This is a genomic window from Stenotrophomonas sp. GSD10 (assembly GCF_056172695.1).
In genome coordinates this window covers 4,508,016-4,522,451 of record NZ_JAOCMC010000002.1, presented here as the reverse complement: position 1 = coordinate 4,522,451, position 14,436 = coordinate 4,508,016, and the positions used below count along the sequence as shown (strand labels likewise).

The 14,436-nt window shown below is 66.5% G+C and carries 18 protein-coding genes, 1 tRNA gene and 1 pseudogene; 9 read left to right on the top strand and 11 right to left on the bottom strand.

Going from position 1 to position 14,436, the window contains the following annotated elements:
- Positions 1 to 137: 137 nt before the first annotated feature.
- Positions 138 to 1,058, bottom strand: a complete 921-nt coding sequence (gene rocF / locus N4G47_RS20975; RefSeq protein WP_004153767.1) for an arginase — start codon at positions 1,056 to 1,058, stop codon at positions 138 to 140.
- 480 nt (positions 1,059 to 1,538) lie between these two features.
- Here rocF and N4G47_RS20970 point away from each other — a divergent pair, with 480 nt between their 5' ends.
- The gene (locus N4G47_RS20970) at positions 1,539 to 1,778 is read left to right on the top strand and encodes a hypothetical protein (protein ID WP_475289838.1); all 240 of its coding nucleotides are present in this window, start codon (positions 1,539 to 1,541) and stop codon (positions 1,776 to 1,778) included.
- A gap of 89 nt (positions 1,779 to 1,867) precedes the next feature.
- Positions 1,868 to 2,215: a hypothetical protein gene (locus N4G47_RS20965; protein WP_475289837.1), complete on the top strand. Its 348-nt coding sequence runs from the start codon at positions 1,868 to 1,870 to the stop codon at positions 2,213 to 2,215.
- A gap of 23 nt (positions 2,216 to 2,238) precedes the next feature.
- On the opposite strand, the gene N4G47_RS20960 is transcribed toward N4G47_RS20965, so the two are convergent.
- Complete coding sequence (locus N4G47_RS20960; RefSeq protein WP_475289836.1) at positions 2,239 to 3,009, bottom strand: DUF3011 domain-containing protein; 771 nt, start codon at positions 3,007 to 3,009, stop codon at positions 2,239 to 2,241.
- A gap of 582 nt (positions 3,010 to 3,591) precedes the next feature.
- Between N4G47_RS20960 and N4G47_RS20955 the strand changes: the two are divergent.
- A pseudogene (locus N4G47_RS20955) lies at positions 3,592 to 3,987 on the top strand (hypothetical protein); the annotation flags it as partial.
- 91 nt (positions 3,988 to 4,078) lie between these two features.
- The gene (locus tag N4G47_RS20950; protein ID WP_313301152.1) at positions 4,079 to 4,402 is read left to right on the top strand and encodes a hypothetical protein; all 324 of its coding nucleotides are present in this window, start codon (positions 4,079 to 4,081) and stop codon (positions 4,400 to 4,402) included.
- A 57-nt stretch (positions 4,403 to 4,459) separates the two neighbouring features.
- On the opposite strand, the gene N4G47_RS20945 is transcribed toward N4G47_RS20950, so the two are convergent.
- From N4G47_RS20945 to birA, 5 genes are all read right to left on the bottom strand, one after another.
- Positions 4,460 to 4,762, bottom strand: coding sequence for an addiction module antidote protein (locus N4G47_RS20945; RefSeq protein WP_263467839.1), 303 nt, complete (start codon positions 4,760 to 4,762; stop codon positions 4,460 to 4,462).
- Between the two features lie 457 nt (positions 4,763 to 5,219).
- Positions 5,220 to 5,295, bottom strand: a tRNA-Thr gene (locus N4G47_RS20940).
- A 40-nt stretch (positions 5,296 to 5,335) separates the two neighbouring features.
- Complete coding sequence (locus tag N4G47_RS20935) at positions 5,336 to 6,169, bottom strand: SPOR domain-containing protein (RefSeq protein ID WP_475289835.1); 834 nt, start codon at positions 6,167 to 6,169, stop codon at positions 5,336 to 5,338.
- A 9-nt stretch (positions 6,170 to 6,178) separates the two neighbouring features.
- The gene (locus N4G47_RS20930; RefSeq protein WP_475289834.1) at positions 6,179 to 6,910 is read right to left on the bottom strand and encodes a type III pantothenate kinase; all 732 of its coding nucleotides are present in this window, start codon (positions 6,908 to 6,910) and stop codon (positions 6,179 to 6,181) included.
- Positions 6,907 to 7,875, bottom strand: coding sequence for a bifunctional biotin--[acetyl-CoA-carboxylase] ligase/biotin operon repressor BirA (gene birA / locus N4G47_RS20925; RefSeq protein ID WP_475289833.1), 969 nt, complete (start codon positions 7,873 to 7,875; stop codon positions 6,907 to 6,909). The genes N4G47_RS20930 and birA overlap by 4 nt, the downstream gene beginning before the upstream one ends.
- Before the next feature lie 144 nt (positions 7,876 to 8,019).
- Between birA and N4G47_RS20920 the strand changes: the two genes are divergently transcribed.
- On the top strand, positions 8,020 to 8,298 hold the full coding sequence (locus tag N4G47_RS20920; RefSeq protein ID WP_249842212.1) for a hypothetical protein: 279 nt from the start codon (positions 8,020 to 8,022) through the stop codon (positions 8,296 to 8,298).
- The gene (locus tag N4G47_RS20915; RefSeq protein ID WP_475289832.1) at positions 8,265 to 9,053 is read left to right on the top strand and encodes a M90 family metallopeptidase; all 789 of its coding nucleotides are present in this window, start codon (positions 8,265 to 8,267) and stop codon (positions 9,051 to 9,053) included. The genes N4G47_RS20920 and N4G47_RS20915 overlap by 34 nt, the downstream gene beginning before the upstream one ends.
- 95 nt (positions 9,054 to 9,148) lie before the next feature.
- Here the strand turns inward: N4G47_RS20915 and N4G47_RS20910 are convergent, their stop codons facing one another.
- From N4G47_RS20910 to dusA, 4 genes are all read right to left on the bottom strand, one after another.
- Positions 9,149 to 10,573, bottom strand: coding sequence for an ATP-binding protein (locus N4G47_RS20910; protein WP_107277805.1), 1,425 nt, complete (start codon positions 10,571 to 10,573; stop codon positions 9,149 to 9,151).
- Between the two features lie 25 nt (positions 10,574 to 10,598).
- Positions 10,599 to 11,282: a response regulator transcription factor gene (locus tag N4G47_RS20905; protein WP_004136763.1), complete on the bottom strand. Its 684-nt coding sequence runs from the start codon at positions 11,280 to 11,282 to the stop codon at positions 10,599 to 10,601.
- A 73-nt stretch (positions 11,283 to 11,355) separates the two neighbouring features.
- Positions 11,356 to 11,730 (bottom strand): hypothetical protein, encoded by a 375-nt coding sequence (locus N4G47_RS20900; RefSeq protein ID WP_057498613.1) that lies wholly within the window; start codon positions 11,728 to 11,730, stop codon positions 11,356 to 11,358.
- A 212-nt stretch (positions 11,731 to 11,942) separates the two neighbouring features.
- On the bottom strand, positions 11,943 to 12,974 hold the full coding sequence (gene dusA / locus N4G47_RS20895; RefSeq protein ID WP_475289831.1) for a tRNA dihydrouridine(20/20a) synthase DusA: 1,032 nt from the start codon (positions 12,972 to 12,974) through the stop codon (positions 11,943 to 11,945).
- A gap of 192 nt (positions 12,975 to 13,166) precedes the next feature.
- On the opposite strand from dusA, the gene N4G47_RS20890 reads away from it, so the two are divergent.
- The 3 genes from N4G47_RS20890 to N4G47_RS20880 are packed head-to-tail and all read left to right on the top strand — an operon-like array spanning position 13,167 to position 14,317.
- A complete protein-coding gene (locus N4G47_RS20890) occupies positions 13,167 to 13,409 on the top strand; it encodes a hypothetical protein (protein WP_107231488.1) in 243 nt (80 codons plus the stop codon).
- Positions 13,410 to 13,421: 12 nt separating this feature from the next.
- Positions 13,422 to 13,871, top strand: coding sequence for a hypothetical protein (locus N4G47_RS20885; protein ID WP_475289830.1), 450 nt, complete (start codon positions 13,422 to 13,424; stop codon positions 13,869 to 13,871).
- Positions 13,868 to 14,317: a hypothetical protein gene (locus tag N4G47_RS20880; protein WP_475289829.1), complete on the top strand. Its 450-nt coding sequence runs from the start codon at positions 13,868 to 13,870 to the stop codon at positions 14,315 to 14,317. Before N4G47_RS20885 ends, N4G47_RS20880 begins: the two co-directional genes overlap by 4 nt.
- Positions 14,318 to 14,436: the final 119 nt, after the last annotated feature.

The following is a 14,436-nucleotide window of genomic DNA, read 5'->3' as shown; positions in this document are numbered from 1 at the left end:
TATACCGCTTCATTCGCGGATGGGATTGTTCCGCTCGGCGGGAGAGGCCATCGCCACTGCCGCCGCGTGAAGTGCAATCTGGCGGCAGGGGCGTGGAGCGGGTGTGAACGGATCGAGATTCCGTTCAGGGGACGCCTTCAATCGCGCATCAGGGTGGACTTGCCGAACAGGCTTTCGACCAGGTCCACGGCCAGTTCGGCGGTGGCATTCTGCTTGTCCAACAAGGGGTTGAGTTCGACGATGTCCAGCGAACCCATGCGCCCGGTGTCGGCAATCATCTCCATCACCAGCTGCGCCTCGCGGTAGTTCACCCCGCCCGGCACCGTGGTGCCCACGCCCGGGGCGATGCTCGGGTCGAGGAAATCCACATCGAAGCTGACATGCAGGTGGGTGTTCTCGTCGATGCCGGCCAGCGCCGCTTCCACCGCGCGCTTCATGCCGTTCTCGTCGATGTAGCGCATGTCATAGACATCCACCTTGTGGGTCTTGATCAGGCGCTTTTCTTCCGGGTCCACCGAGCGGATGCCGATCTGGTGCATCTGCGCCGGGGTGATCGCAGGCGACGTGCCGCCCAGCCGGGTCAGCGCATCCGGGCCAAGGCCGCACAGGCAGGCCACCGGCATGCCGTGGATGTTGCCCGACGGGGTGACATCGCTGGTGTTGAAATCCGAATGCGCATCCAGCCACAGCACGCGCAGGGTCTTGCCCTGCTCGCGGCACCAGCGCGCCACCGCGGTGATCGAGCCGATGCCCAGGCAGTGGTCGCCGCCGAGCATGATCGGCATGCGCCCGGCCTGCAGTTCGGCATAGCTTGCTTCCATCAGTGCGTGGTTCCACGCCACCACTTCATCGAGGTGGCGATAGCCCTCCACCGGCGCGGTCCACGGGTTGCGCGGGCCATCCAGATTACCCAGGTCACGCACGTCCACGCCGCGCGCTTCCAGCGCCTCCGGCAGGCCCGCCACGCGCAGCGCTTCCGGCCCAAGCCGTGCACCGCGATGGCCCGCACCGACGTCGGTGGGAACGCCGATCAGGGATACGGAAATGGGATGGGCCATGGGTGCCTCCTGCGGGGAAAAAGAAGCACAGTCTAGCCAGAGCTGTGTGACACCACTCGCGGCGGTGCAGCAGGCCAAGCGCCCATCGCCATGGCCAGGCAAGCAGCCCCGGTCAGTTATTACCGCGCTGAGAGGTCAGGAACCGGGCCTTCTGCGATCGGCCTCACATCCGCGTCGGTATCGCCTCTTATGCCACGCCACGGCCACCGCCACCCTGCGTCGGCACCCTGAGGGTGCCTCTGCAATGTCCCATCTTTGGAGAACGACGCCTATGAAACATGCATTCATTGGATCTGCGGTACTGGCGATGGCCTTGGGCACACTGCTTCCGGCAGGCGCCAGCGCAACCTCGCAACGCATCACCCATACGGTGACCTCGGATGCGTTTGCGATGCAGACCGCAGGCGCACGTCAGGTGCTGGACTGGGTAGCCCAACGCGTGCGCCCGTCGTTCGCCCCCAGGGCTACGGCCATGTGCAGGTGGAACGGCGCACGGTCTCGGTAGGGCGTGCCGCTGCGCACTCGGATGAATCGATCCCCGGAAAGCTGCCGGAGCAGGGTCTGCCCGGTGAGATCTACCGCGTGGAGAACATCCTTCCCGACGGCTCCACCCAGAGCTGGGAGTTCACCTGGGTGCAACCCTCCTCCGGGCATGGCGGTGGTTGGGAAATCACCGCCTACACGTATAAGAAGGGCAACGACCCGGAAAACCCGCGCTGACCTCCCTCCTGGCATGCCGCAGCGGTGCAGCGGGCCATTGGCATGGCATGATGCCGCGCGGACCCAACCACCTTTCATGGAAGAGTGTGATGTCGCCCTTCATCAACACCGCCTGGCCCCGCTTCTTCATCGTGGCGCTGCCCATCGCCGCTTTTGCGGTTCTGTTGAGCAGCTCGATCGATGCGTCGCCGTACCGCTGGCTGATGCAGGCGACGCTCCTGCTGACGCCCTTCTCGCTTCTGGTGTTCCTCGGGTTCGGCTGGCAGCGTCTGCGCAAGGCACACGCTGCGTATCCCATCCTGACCAGCGAACTGGACCGCATGCTGGCGGCGTTGATCGGCAACGTGAAGGTGGCCGCGCTGTGGTTCGGCCTGACCATCGTCGGCATGTTCGCTCTGATGCTGGCGTGGGTGCTGCTGTACAGGTCCGGCGGCTGACGCCGGATCTGCACCCTCTGCGCTCAGCGTCCGCGGCGGCGCACCGGGGTCACGCTCTGCACCTGGCCGTTGTTGCGCATCATGCACAGGAAGCGGCCATCGGGATAATCGATGATCAGCTCCTGGTAATCGCTGCCCACCGGCATCTGGGTGACCAGGGCGCCCTGCGCGCCCTTGCGCACATTGCAGGCCCCCAGTGCGGTATCGCCTGACGGCGCGGGGGTGGTCACCGAAGACACATTGCGGAACACCGCGCGGCAGCCGCCATTGACCCACACCGAGTGCCGCGACAGGCCCCAGTTCTTGCCTTCCTCGCAGCGGGTGCGGCTGAGCTGGCGCACGATTTCCACATTGCCACGGGTGTTCAGATCGCACGACACCTGCTGCTGGTCGGTGGATTCGCAGGTGACTTCGCGCGGTAGCGCGGCATCCCCGGCGGCAGCGTCGCGAGGGCGGGCGCTGTTTGTGGCGGGCGCAGGCGTGCCGCTGGTACTGATCTGGCAGATGCCATTGGCGCCGCCCCGGCCGGTGTAGCTGACCTGCGGCGAGCCGTCATCGTTGCGGCTGATCGACAGGGTGATGCCGCTGTTGGCATCGCGTGCTTCGAAATAGCGGTCGTTGAAACGTTTCAACGCCGTCTCGCGGCCCTGCACGTAGACCGGCCCGCCTTCATCGGCGTGCACATCGATGCCGCCCGGACAACTGGCGTTGAAGAACGGCACGGCGGCCATGGCCGGGGCTGCGAACGTGGCGGACAGCAGTGCGACGGTGAGCGGCAGGGCGTGGCGACGCATGGGCAGTTCCCGAAGGGTGTGTGACCGCAGTATGCGGTGGCGAGTCGGGAGCGGTGTGTGAGGAGAATCAATATCCGGGCGCGCGTTTGGGGTTTGTGTTTGCTATGGTGGCTGTGGCGCCTTGCCCGGGCTGTTAAGCCAGCTTTACTTCGCGGGCGTTTCAAGGCCTCGAAACAGTGCTGATTCCTGTCAAATTCCAGCGGATGGCCGCGCTGCGCGATATGTCGTTTTCGGCATTACAGCGGCTGAAACAGGCCAATCGCGGCAATTCATTTTTCCTTTCAGATCACCCGATGCCATCGAAACAATCGACTGGTAGGCGGTGATTTGGCACGCGCAAGATTAGTCGCCACCTTCAGCGGGTGGCCGGGATTTCCAACCCGAAGACTGAAAGCTGTATACGCTTGCCAGCCGGCGTCGTCCTCCCAAGAGCGGCGCCGGCTGGCAATCCGTTCGCCGGCCTACGGCGGGCGGTGCGTGGGGGCCTTGTGCCCACCGGCTCATTCAGTCCCGGGATTGGAAACCACGTATCGCCCGCCACCCTATGGTGGCGGCGCCTCTGTGCCTGACGAGGATGCCCGCATGTCCAAGACGCTCTACCCGTATCTGACCGCCACGCTGGGCGACGCCGCCCTGCATCTGCCGCTGGAACTGGCGCAGCCGTTGGAAGCCGCCTTCGCCGCCGCCAACGATGCGCCCGCGCCCATCAACCTGCCCGTCTGCCTGCGCCGCATCCAGGCCGGCGATGCCGCCGACGGCCAACCGTGGCAGGCGCCTTCCAACACGCCCGGCCACGCCGTGGCCGCCGCCCGCAGGGATCGCGCTGCGACGGGCCTGGTGTCGCTGCTGGAGCTGTACCACGCCAATGAGCGCGTGCGCGTGGATGGGGAAGAGAAAGACGATATCGGCGACGGCGCGCGCGAAGGGCTGATGCTGGCCTGCCGGGGGCTGGCCGAGTATGTGGCGTTGCAGGTGCGGGGGCTCAATAATGCAGAACAGTGGGATTCCCAACGCACAGGTTCAACGCGTCTCTACCCCGGCTATCGAATCAGGCGGAACCGCTGCTGGCATGAGCACACCCTATCCAAACCTGAAACCTGTTCTCGTTGAGCTGCGGCTGGACGAAGTGGATTCGCGCGGCGGCGCTGTTGCCGAGATGATCGCCTCCACCGCGCGCCCCATGGCGCTTTCGATAAGCCCTGAACTCATGTGGTACAGCTTCGTGCTGAATGATCGCGCCATCACCCGCATCGCGCCGGGGACGCGGGCACACTGCACGATCTCATTCGTCAACCATGACGGTGCGAAAGAGGTATTCCGCTGTGGCACGGTGGCCGCCTTCGGAGACGGATCGGCAACACGAGGGTTGATCCGCATCATTCGGTTTGATTGAACCTGATCGCGGCGGACTTCTTGAGGTGGCAGAAGTGGAGCGCAGTGCCTCGATCCCTCACACGGCGCTGGCATGCAGCCGCACACCCAGGGCACGGGTCACCTTCAGGATGGTGGCGAAATCGGGGCTGCGCTCACCGGACAGTGCGCGATACAGACTCTCGCGCGACAGGCCCGCCGCACGCGCAACCTTGCTCATGCCCTGAGCACGGGCGATATCGCCGAGCGCCTTGGCGATGAATGCAGAATCGCCGTCACTTTCAGCGATGCAGGCGTCGAGATAGGCGGCCATTTCTTCGGGCGTCCGAAGATGCTCGGCCACATCAAATGATTTGAGTTCGACTTTCTTCTTGGTGGCCATGATGGGACAGCTCCGGCTCTTCGGTATTGACGCGCTGCTGCAAACCTCTGTCGCCTCCGACCAGGAGAATCGCCAGCTGCCTGCCGCGCTGGGTGTAGTACACGCGGTAGCCCGCTCCCGCATCGATACGCAGTTCGGAAACACCATCCGCCAGATAGCGCTAATCACCCGGAGGACCTTCAGGCCGTCCGATGCGAGCCAAGATGCGCGCGCGCGGGTACTTCCTTGAAAGCGTCAATCCATGTCGCGAACTGACGGGTACGCTGGATCTTCTTGGAAGACTGTAGCCTACTGACTACACCCATTCAACCGTGAGGAATGCGCTCGCGGGAATGCACAGCGACGCGTCACGCGCCGGATACCAGAACAGCAAGGGAAGGAGGAAAAAGACGGGGCAGGGAGCAATGCTCGACCAACGACCGTGCCGCCGCTTTGCGGGGCCAATGCAGTTGCTGGATGGTGCCGCTTATCCGAATCGAACGGATGACCTACTGTTTACAAGACAGTTGCTCTACCAACTGAGCTAAAGCGGCATGGGTGCATCACCGGCGGCAGCGCCGCGGTCCGGGGATTCTAGCGCAACCGTGCGCATTCCAGCGACCGGCTCTGTGCCGCACCGCTGCGCTGCTGGGCCTGGGCTGGCTGCGTGCCCGCCGCCAGCTGCCCTTCCAGCCACCACTGGCCGGCGTCGCCGCTGGCCACCAGGCGCGGCTGGAAGCCGGCGGCCTGCACGGCGGCCATGCGCCGCTCGGCACCTTCGCGGTTGCGGTACTGGCCCAGCGCCACGGCGTTGGCCTCCTCGCCCTGGCTGATGATGTAGTAGTCGCTCAGGCCGGCGGCGACGATGCGCTTCACCGTGGCCTGGGCCTCTTCGCGGTTGGCGGCGGCCGGCAGCAGCACCCGGTAGCGGGCGCTACCGCTGGCGGCAGGCTGTTCGCGCAGGCGCACCTGGCTGATCACGCTGCCGGCCTTGCCCTGCGCGCTGGTGGCGGCGGCGCGGTCGGCAAACGGACCCAGCGCGACGCAGCGCGGTGGTTCTGCGGCGGCTGCGGGCGGGGTCGCGGGCTTTTCCGGCGCGGGGGTCGGGGGCGGCGCGGGCGGCGTCACCGGCTTGGCCGTTGCGGCAACCGACGTGGCCTCGGGCTTGGCCGGCACGGCCGGCGCAGGCGTCGCTGCCACAGCGGTCTTCCCGGCCGGTTCGCGTTCCATCAGCGGCGCAGTCGGCGCGGCGGCCGTGGCTTCGGCAGCGGCAGCAGCATCCACACCACCGGGCACCCAGCGCAGCTCGGCCACGCCGGGCGCTTGCGGCGGCGGCGCAGGCTTCTGCGGCGCATCGCGCAGCAGCCACCAGCAGGCGACGCCAAGATTGAGAATGGCCAGTACGACGATCAGGGCACGGGTCAGCATGCGCGGATACTAGCCTGCGGGCTGGTGCACCGCCCAGCGGGCGAGGCCATCGAGCACCAGCGAGGGGTGGTAATCGGCGCCCGGCAGCAGCGGCATCAGCGCCGGTGCGCCGCCGCCATGCACCAGCAGCGAGGGTGCCACGCCCAGCAGCGCGTGCGCCTGCTGCGCGCTGCGTTCGATCAGTGCCACGGCGGCACCATCGCAGCCGGAGGCCAGTGCGTCGGCGGTGTCGTTGGCGAACTCGCTGTAGTCACCGCCGCTCGCCGGCAGCTGCACCGCACGTGCGTGCAGTGCTTCGCGCATGGTGGTGGGCGATGCGGAAATACGCCCGCCGTGGTGCTGGCCATCGGCGTCGAGCAGATCAATGGTCAATGCGGTGCCAACGCCCACCACCAGCACCGGGCGCTGCGCCTTGGCCGCAGCCAGCAGCGCCAGGAATCGGTCCACGCCGAATTTTTCCGGCTTGGCGTAGGCGATGCGCACACCGGCGCATTCGGCACTGGTGCGTACCACGTGCACGTGTTCGAAGCGGCGCTGCAGCTGGTCCAGCATGGCGCTGGTCAGCGACGGCGCGGCCACGCTGGCCACGAACGCGGTGCGGCCGCTGGGCAGGCTGTGCGGCGGCTGCCCGGCCATGCCTTCGGCACCATGCGCCCAGGCCTGCACGTCGCCGGCACGGTCACCCTGCAACGGCGCGAACTTGAAGCGCGAGTTGCCCAGGTCGAACAACCAATCGCTCATGCCGCCCTCACGCTGACTTCGCCGGCATGCAGCAGGCGCTCGCGGCCGTCGATGCGCACGCGCAGCGCGCCGTCATCGGCCAGGCCAAGCGCGGTGCCGTGCTGCCACTGCCCGTCCAGTTCCACGCGCACCTCGCGGCCGGCCAGCACATCGAAGGCGGCGTAGCGCGGCAGGAACGGCGCCAGCCCTTCGCGATCGAATTCCTCCAGCGCCGGCAACAGGCGCGCCAGCACGGCGGCAACCACCACGTTGCGGTCCACCGGCGTGCCAGCCAGCGTGTCCAGATCCACCCACGGCTGAGTGATCTGCTCGGCAAACGAAGGCGGCATGTGCGTGTTGATACCGATGCCGATCACGGCGCGCGCCGGGCCGGCGTATTCGCCACCGCCCTCGGCGAGCAGGCCGACCAGCTTGCGCTTGCCATCGACGATCAGGTCGTTCGGCCACTTCAGCTGCGCCTGGGTGAACCCGAGGTCGTGCAGGGCTTCGGCCACGGCGACGCCGGCCACCAGGCTCAGCCCGGCCAGGCGGCCCAGGCCACCGGAGAACAGACGCAGCACCGACAGGTACACGTGGGCGGCCAGCGGCGAGGCCCAGCTGCGGCCACGGCGGCCACGGCCACCGGTCTGGCGCTCGGCCAGCAACACGCTGACCCCGCGCTGGGGCGCGCTGCAACGCAGCAATTCGGCATTGGTGGAGTCCACCGTCCAGGCCACCTGCAGGTCGTGCAGCAGCGGCAGCACCTCGGCCGGCAGGCCGGCGCGGATGGCGTCCGGGTCCAGCAGGTCGACCGGGCGGGTCAGGCCATAGCCCTCGCCGGCACGGCCCTCGATGTCCACACCGGCGGCCCTAAGCCCTTGAATACGCTTCCAAATAGCCGCCCGGGTCTGGCCCAGCTCACGGGCCAGGGCGTCGCCGGACAGACGACCGGCAGCGAGTTTGGCCAGCAATTGGCGATCGTCCACGGCAGCTTCCACGAAGTCAGGGTGGAATTATGCGGGAAAGCCGCCAGCGACGCCCGCCACGCTGGGTTCTGCGGGGGCTTCCAACGGAGCGCCGGGTTCGGGCTAGAATCGGGAACTCACCCTCCCTTAACGTGGATGTCGTCAATGCGCCGTTATGCCCATTGCCTGATCCTGCTGACGATGCCCTTCGCGGCGTCTGCAACGGCAGCGCTGGACGACAGCCGCGGAGCGTGTGTGTCCTCCAACGGCGACGCGGCCTCGCAGCGCGCACCGACGGCCACCGCATCGGCCGCCCCGCCCAAGCCGGCGGCGGTACGCCCGGCCGCCAACACCAGCACCGGCGGCGGTGGCAGCGATGACGACGTGCTGCAGCGCATCCGCGCGCCGAAGTGGCACAGCTACCTGCCGGGAATGTTCCGCTGATCAAGTCGTTGCTGCAGTGGCTGCGGCCCGCGCCGCGGCCGATTGACGATGCGCTTTGGGATGACGCCTGCCGCCGCGCGGCCTGGCTGCACGGCCTCGACGATGCGCGCCGCATGCGCCTGCGCACGCTGGCCACGCGCTTCCTGCATGAGAAGACCCTCACCCCGATCGGCGAGTTGCAGTTGCAGCCCGGCGATGGCGTGCTGCTGGCCGCGCTGTGCTGCCTGCCGTTGCTGGAATTTGGTGAGGTGGGGCTGGAAGGTTGGTCGCAGCTGATCATCTATCCCGATGCGTTCCGTGTGCACCGCAGCCACCTGGATGCGGCCGGCGTGCTGCACGAATGGGATGACGAGCTGATTGGCGAATCGTGGGACAGTGGTCCGCTGATCCTGTCCTGGGCCGATGTGCAGGCCGACCTTGATGCGCCGCACGAGGGTTACTGCGTGGCGGTACATGAGATGGTGCACAAGCTGGATGCGCTGGATGGCGCGATGGACGGCACGCCGCCGCTGCCGCGCGCGTGGCAGCGCGAATGGGCTGGCACCTTCCAGCGCGCCTACGATGCGTTCTGCGCGCAGGTGGATGCGGGCGAAGAAACGCTGATCGATCCGTATGCGGCCGAAGCGCCGGAAGAATTCTTCGCGGTGGCCAGCGAGTACCACTTCTCCGCACCGGATCTGCTGCAGCAGGCGTTGCCGGAAGTGGCCGCGCAGCTGCGGCGGTTGTATGGCGAGCCGCCGAAGATGGCCGGTTGATTCCTCCACCCGATGTGCGGGCCGTCATGGGTAGAGTCGAGCTTGCTCGACTGCGCCGGCCAATGCAGTCGAGCAAGCTCGACTCTACAAGGAGCTTACGGCCCCGGCGGCAGGCGCACTTCGAAACGGGCGCCGCCCAGTTCGCTGGAACGGCCCACGGCCAGTTCACCGCGGTAATCCTTGATCAGGTCCTGCACGATCGACAGGCCGATGCCGTGGCCCTGCACGCGCTCGTCGCCACGCACGCCACGCTGCAGCACCTTGCCGATGTCATCCGGGGCGATGCCCGGGCCGTCGTCGTCCACCGCCAGCAGCAGGCCGGCACGACGCGCATTCGGTGCCGGCAGCGGCTGTGCGGTCAGCAGCACGCGGCGCTTGGCCCACTTGAAGGCATTTTCCAGCAGGTTGCCCAGCAGCTCCTGCAGGTCACCCGGTTCGCCGTGGAAGCGCGCGGCCGGGTCGATGTCGAATTCGCACAGCACGCCCTTGGCCGCATAGACCTTCTCCAGGCCACGCACGATTTCCTCGGCGTTGGATTCGATCGGCAACGGTGCAGAGAACAGCTTGTGGCCCGACGATGCAGCGCGCGCCAGCTGGTAGGACACAAGGTTGTTCATGCGTTGCAGCTGCACGTCCAGTTCCTCGCGCAGCGCGCCATCGCCGGCACCGCTGTCCATCTGCGTGCGCAGCACCGCAATGGGGGTCTTCAGGCTGTGCGCGAGGTCGGCCAGGGTGTTGCGCTGGCGTTCGAGGTTCTCGCGCTCGCTTTCGATGAAGGCGTTGATGCTGTCGGTCAGCGGCTCCAGCTCGCGCGGGTGGCGCTCGCTCATGCGCTCGGTCTCGCCGCGCTGGACCTTGGTCAGCTCGGTGATCACGCGGCGCAGCGGGCGCAGGCTCCACTGCAGGATGACGGTCTGCAGCAACAGCAGGATCAGGCCGATGCCGCCCAGGTAGAACCAGACGCGGCCGCGGAACACACGCAGCTGCGCACCCAGCGCGCGCGAGTCTTCCATCACGTAGATGGTGTACGGGAATTCGGTGGCCGGATCGGCGTCGGCATCCCACACCAGGCCCAGGCCATAGCGGTACACCGAGCCCTGGCTGCCGTCGATCTGGATCATCGGCAGCGGGCCTTCGAACACTTCCTGGCGCGGTGCCAGCAGGCCGCCGCCGACGGTGGGCAGCATCGGGCCTTCGGCCGACATCGAATTGCCCTTGCCGTGCGGCATCACCACCTGCAGGTACAGGCCGCTGCCGGGCACGTCGAAGCGCGAATCCGGCGGCTGCTCGCGGATGTACAGCGAGCGGTCGCGGGTGAAATCGATGCCGGCCGCGTAGGCGGTGGCGTAGTTCTTCAGGCGCTCGCGCAGGTTCGCCTTGGCCGTATCGGCAAAGGCGGCGTCAAGCGCGTAACCGGCCAGCGCCAGGAACGCGACCAGGCCCACGGACGCGGCAAGCATCTGGCGCGCCTGCAGGGAGCGCGGCCGCCAGCGTCGGAAGAACCACAGACGGCCGGACATCATGGTGTCGCCACGCGGAGCCGGCTCAGCCCTCGTTGCGCGGGATCGCGAAACGGTAGCCGCGGCCGCGCACGGTCTCGATCGGCTTCAGTTCGCCATCCGGGTCCAGCTTCTTGCGCAGGCGGCCGATGAACACTTCCAGCACGTTCGAGTCGCGGTCGAAGTCCTGCTGGTAGATGTGCTCGGTGAGGTCGGCCTTGGAGACCAGTTCACCGGCATGCATCATCAGGTACTCCAGCACCTTGTACTCGTAGCTGGTCAGGTCGACATTGCTGCCGGCCACGCTGACCGTCTGCGCTGCCAGGTCCAGGGCGACCGGGCCGCATTCCAGGGTCGGCTTGCTCCAGCCGGCGGCGCGGCGCAGCAGCGCGTTGACGCGGGCCAGCAGCTCTTCGACGTGGAACGGCTTGACCAGGTAATCGTCGGCGCCCTGCTTCAGGCCCTCGACCTTGTCCTGCCAGCTCGAACGCGCGGTCAGGATCAGCACCGGGAATTTCTTGCCTTCGTCACGCAGGGCCTTGATCAATTCCATGCCCGACATCTTGGGCAGGCCGAGGTCGATGATGCCGACATCGAACGGCACTTCACGGCCCATGTAGAGGCCTTCCTCGCCGTCCTGCGCAGCATCGACGGCAAAGCCTTCGCGCTTGAGCCGGGCTGCCAGGGTCTCACGCAGCGGGGCTTCGTCTTCGACCAGAAGGATACGCATGAACTCTCCCTAGTGTCCTGGGTGTGGCCCGGAGGCCTGTGGGGTACGGGTTGATAGCGACAACTATCCCTGTTCAGGGGTTATCGCCGCGTAGTGATGACATATCCGACCGCGGCGTGCGCGGCTGTGAACGCGACGGGGCGGGGTCGTCCATGTAGCGGACCCGGCCCCGGTCGTCCATGTACTTCACCCGGTTGATGTCACGCCCATCGAACGGCACGCGCTCGGCGCCAAGGATGTGGCCGCCGGTGGTGCGCTGCACGCGGCGCACGGCATCGGACAGCGAACGCTCGTCGCCACGGCCACCGCGCTCACCCCGCTCCATCATCTCCGCGCGCCCCTGATCGCCACGCGGCGGCTGTTGCGCCAGCGCCGAAGACAGCGGCGCAGCCGCCAGCACCACGCAGGTGGCCAGGGCAATGCGGCAATGGAAGGGAGCGGAAGACATCGATGCGATCCTAGCCGAGCACGGCGATTCGTTCAAAAGTCGTAAATCCGGGAGCCGGGTGCGGGACCCGGCCTTTACAATTCCTTTGCAAATTCTTGGTTTAGGGCAGTGAATCCGATCTGAACTTTTCCGGGCGATGCCGCGAGTCGTTCATCTAGGTGAACATTCGGGACGAAAGCGCTGGCCTTGTCAAGTCAGGAATGTGACGAGCATCACGCTGCGACACGATCGGCATCGCGTTCGGTGACCGCCAGCGCCTGCTCGACCAGGGTCCAATCCGCACCCGGGCGGTGCGCGCCCTCGCTCAGCACCTGGCGGAACGCGCGGCCACCAGGCTGGCCGTGGAACAGGCCCAGCAGGTGGCGGGTGATGTGCTTGAGCGCCAGACCTTCGGCCAGCCGCGCTTCCACGTAGGGGCGCAGCGCGCGCAACAGGTCGCCACGCGCCTGCAGCGGGGCGCCGGTGTGCAGCGCCTCCAGCTGATGCAGCAGGTAGGGGTCGTGGTAGGCCGCGCGGCCCAGCATCACGCCATCGACGTGCGCGGCCTGCGCCTGCACCGCCTCGATGCTGGCCAGGCCGCCGTTGATCACCACCGGCAGTGCCGGGCGCTCCTGCTTCAGGCGGTAGGCCCAGTCGTACTTCAGCGGCGGAACCTCGCGGTTCTCCTTCGGCGACAGGCCCTTCAGCCAGGCGTTGCGCGCATGCACCACCACCATGCTGGCACCTGCGGCGACCTGGCGGTCGACGAAGGCGGCGAACACGTCGTAATCGTTGTCTTCGTCCACGCCCAGGCGGCATTTCACCGTCACCGGGATGTCCACCGCAGCGACCATCGCCGCCACGCATTCGGCCACCAGCACCGGCTCGCGCATCAGGCAGGCGCCGAAACGCCCGGCCTGCACGCGGTCGGACGGGCAGCCGCAGTTGAGGTTCACTTCGTCGTAGCCCCACTCGGCGGCGATGCGCGCGGCCTGCGCCAGCAGCGCCGGATCGCTGCCACCGAGCTGCAGCGCCAGCGGCTGTTCGCTGGCATCGAAGCCGAGCAGGCGCTCGCGGTCACCGTGGATGACCGCGTTGGCATGCACCATCTCGGTGTACAGCCGCGCGCCCGGCGCCAGCACGCGATGGAACACGCGGCAATGGCGGTCGGTCCAGTCCATCATCGGGGCAACGGACAGGCGCAGGGAATCGGCGTAACGGGCGGTGGCGGACGTCATCGGAGTGTTGATCGTGGAGACTGGCATTGCCAGTGAGATCAATAGTTTACACCGGGTGGCTGAATGACGCCGGGGCGTCAGGCGGTGTGCGAAGCGCCGGTGCCCCATTGCCGGTGTGGCACACGCCCATCACCTCATCAAATACGAATGAGAAGTGATATCATTTGAGTGCCGCATAACGATATGCGGCATGGATGTCCCAAGCAAACGGAACATGTAATGCAGCAACGCACCTATATCGAACTGGTCCTGGAGTTGTTCGCCTTCATCAGCCTGTGCATGGCGATGACGACCTCCGGCACCCCGGTGCTGGTCTTTGGTCTCACGACCATCCTGCTCACGGTATGGATACCCTTCCAACGGCGCGAGATTCATCGCTTCACCCGCGCCGTGTCGATTGCGCTGGTCATTGCGGCAGTAGCCAGGATCGTCATTCATTTCCTACCCAATCCATCCATCTAGGAATCGAATTCGATGAGGCTGTTCCGATACGCCACTGCGGTGGCGTTGTTGCTCTGTGCGCAGGGAGCGCACGCGCAGGTGAAGCAGATACAAGATATCCCGTGCGAAGGGTGTTCATACGCTCAGATGCAGGCGGCCGCGCTGTCGGACGTCGACGTCGGCGGTGCACTGGTAACCAGTATTTCCACGGGAGAGATACGGAAGTTCGTCATCCTGTGGGATCGCAGGATCCAGGAGCTGCCGATCGAACAGGACCTGGAAGACTACTTCGTAGCCCTGGTCCGCTTCTGGCACGCGAATGGGCGCAGCCTTGAAATGAACTACGACGTTGCGTCGAACACGTGGAGACTCCCCAGCAAGCGATGGCGACTGCACGCGTGCGACGGGCACTGGCGGCTCCCGCCGCAGACCGGCCGGTTCCGGCAACCGTATACGATGCACTGCAGAGCCCGGCCAGGATGAACAACGCGATCGAGCAGTTGAATGCCTCCTGGCTCGCCCGCGGGTATGCGGCGCACATGACGTTCGTCAATTCGGTCAGGGGAAAGAACATCTCGCTGACTGCGGGCCGCCCGGTGACCACCCTGAACTTCGCCGATGGCTCCAAGATCAAGGCCTCCTACGACATCGAGATGAAAAGCTGGGCGCCTATTCCCGGCACCGGCCGCGACGTTCACGGCAACCCGGTTCCAGAGACCAAAGCAGACGTTGCCAAGGACGGCAAGCCGGTGGTGTACGAGTTCCCCGGAGGCATCACCAGTGACGCCTACATGGACTTCAGTCGCTACCTCTTCGATCTGGGCGTGCGCCCCAATATCGGGCCGGGCGACAACCAGATGATCTGCACCAGCGAAGTGATGGACGCCGACATGCGGGTGGAAGTCAGGTGCATGGGCCGCAGGCACTGATGCAACAACGCGGGTGACCGCCGCTGCGGTCACCCGGGTGCCCCTGTCGAATCAGAGGCAGATGCCAGTGCATGCCCTGGCATCTGCCGAAGCGCTTGTGGACCATGCTCCAGCACAGA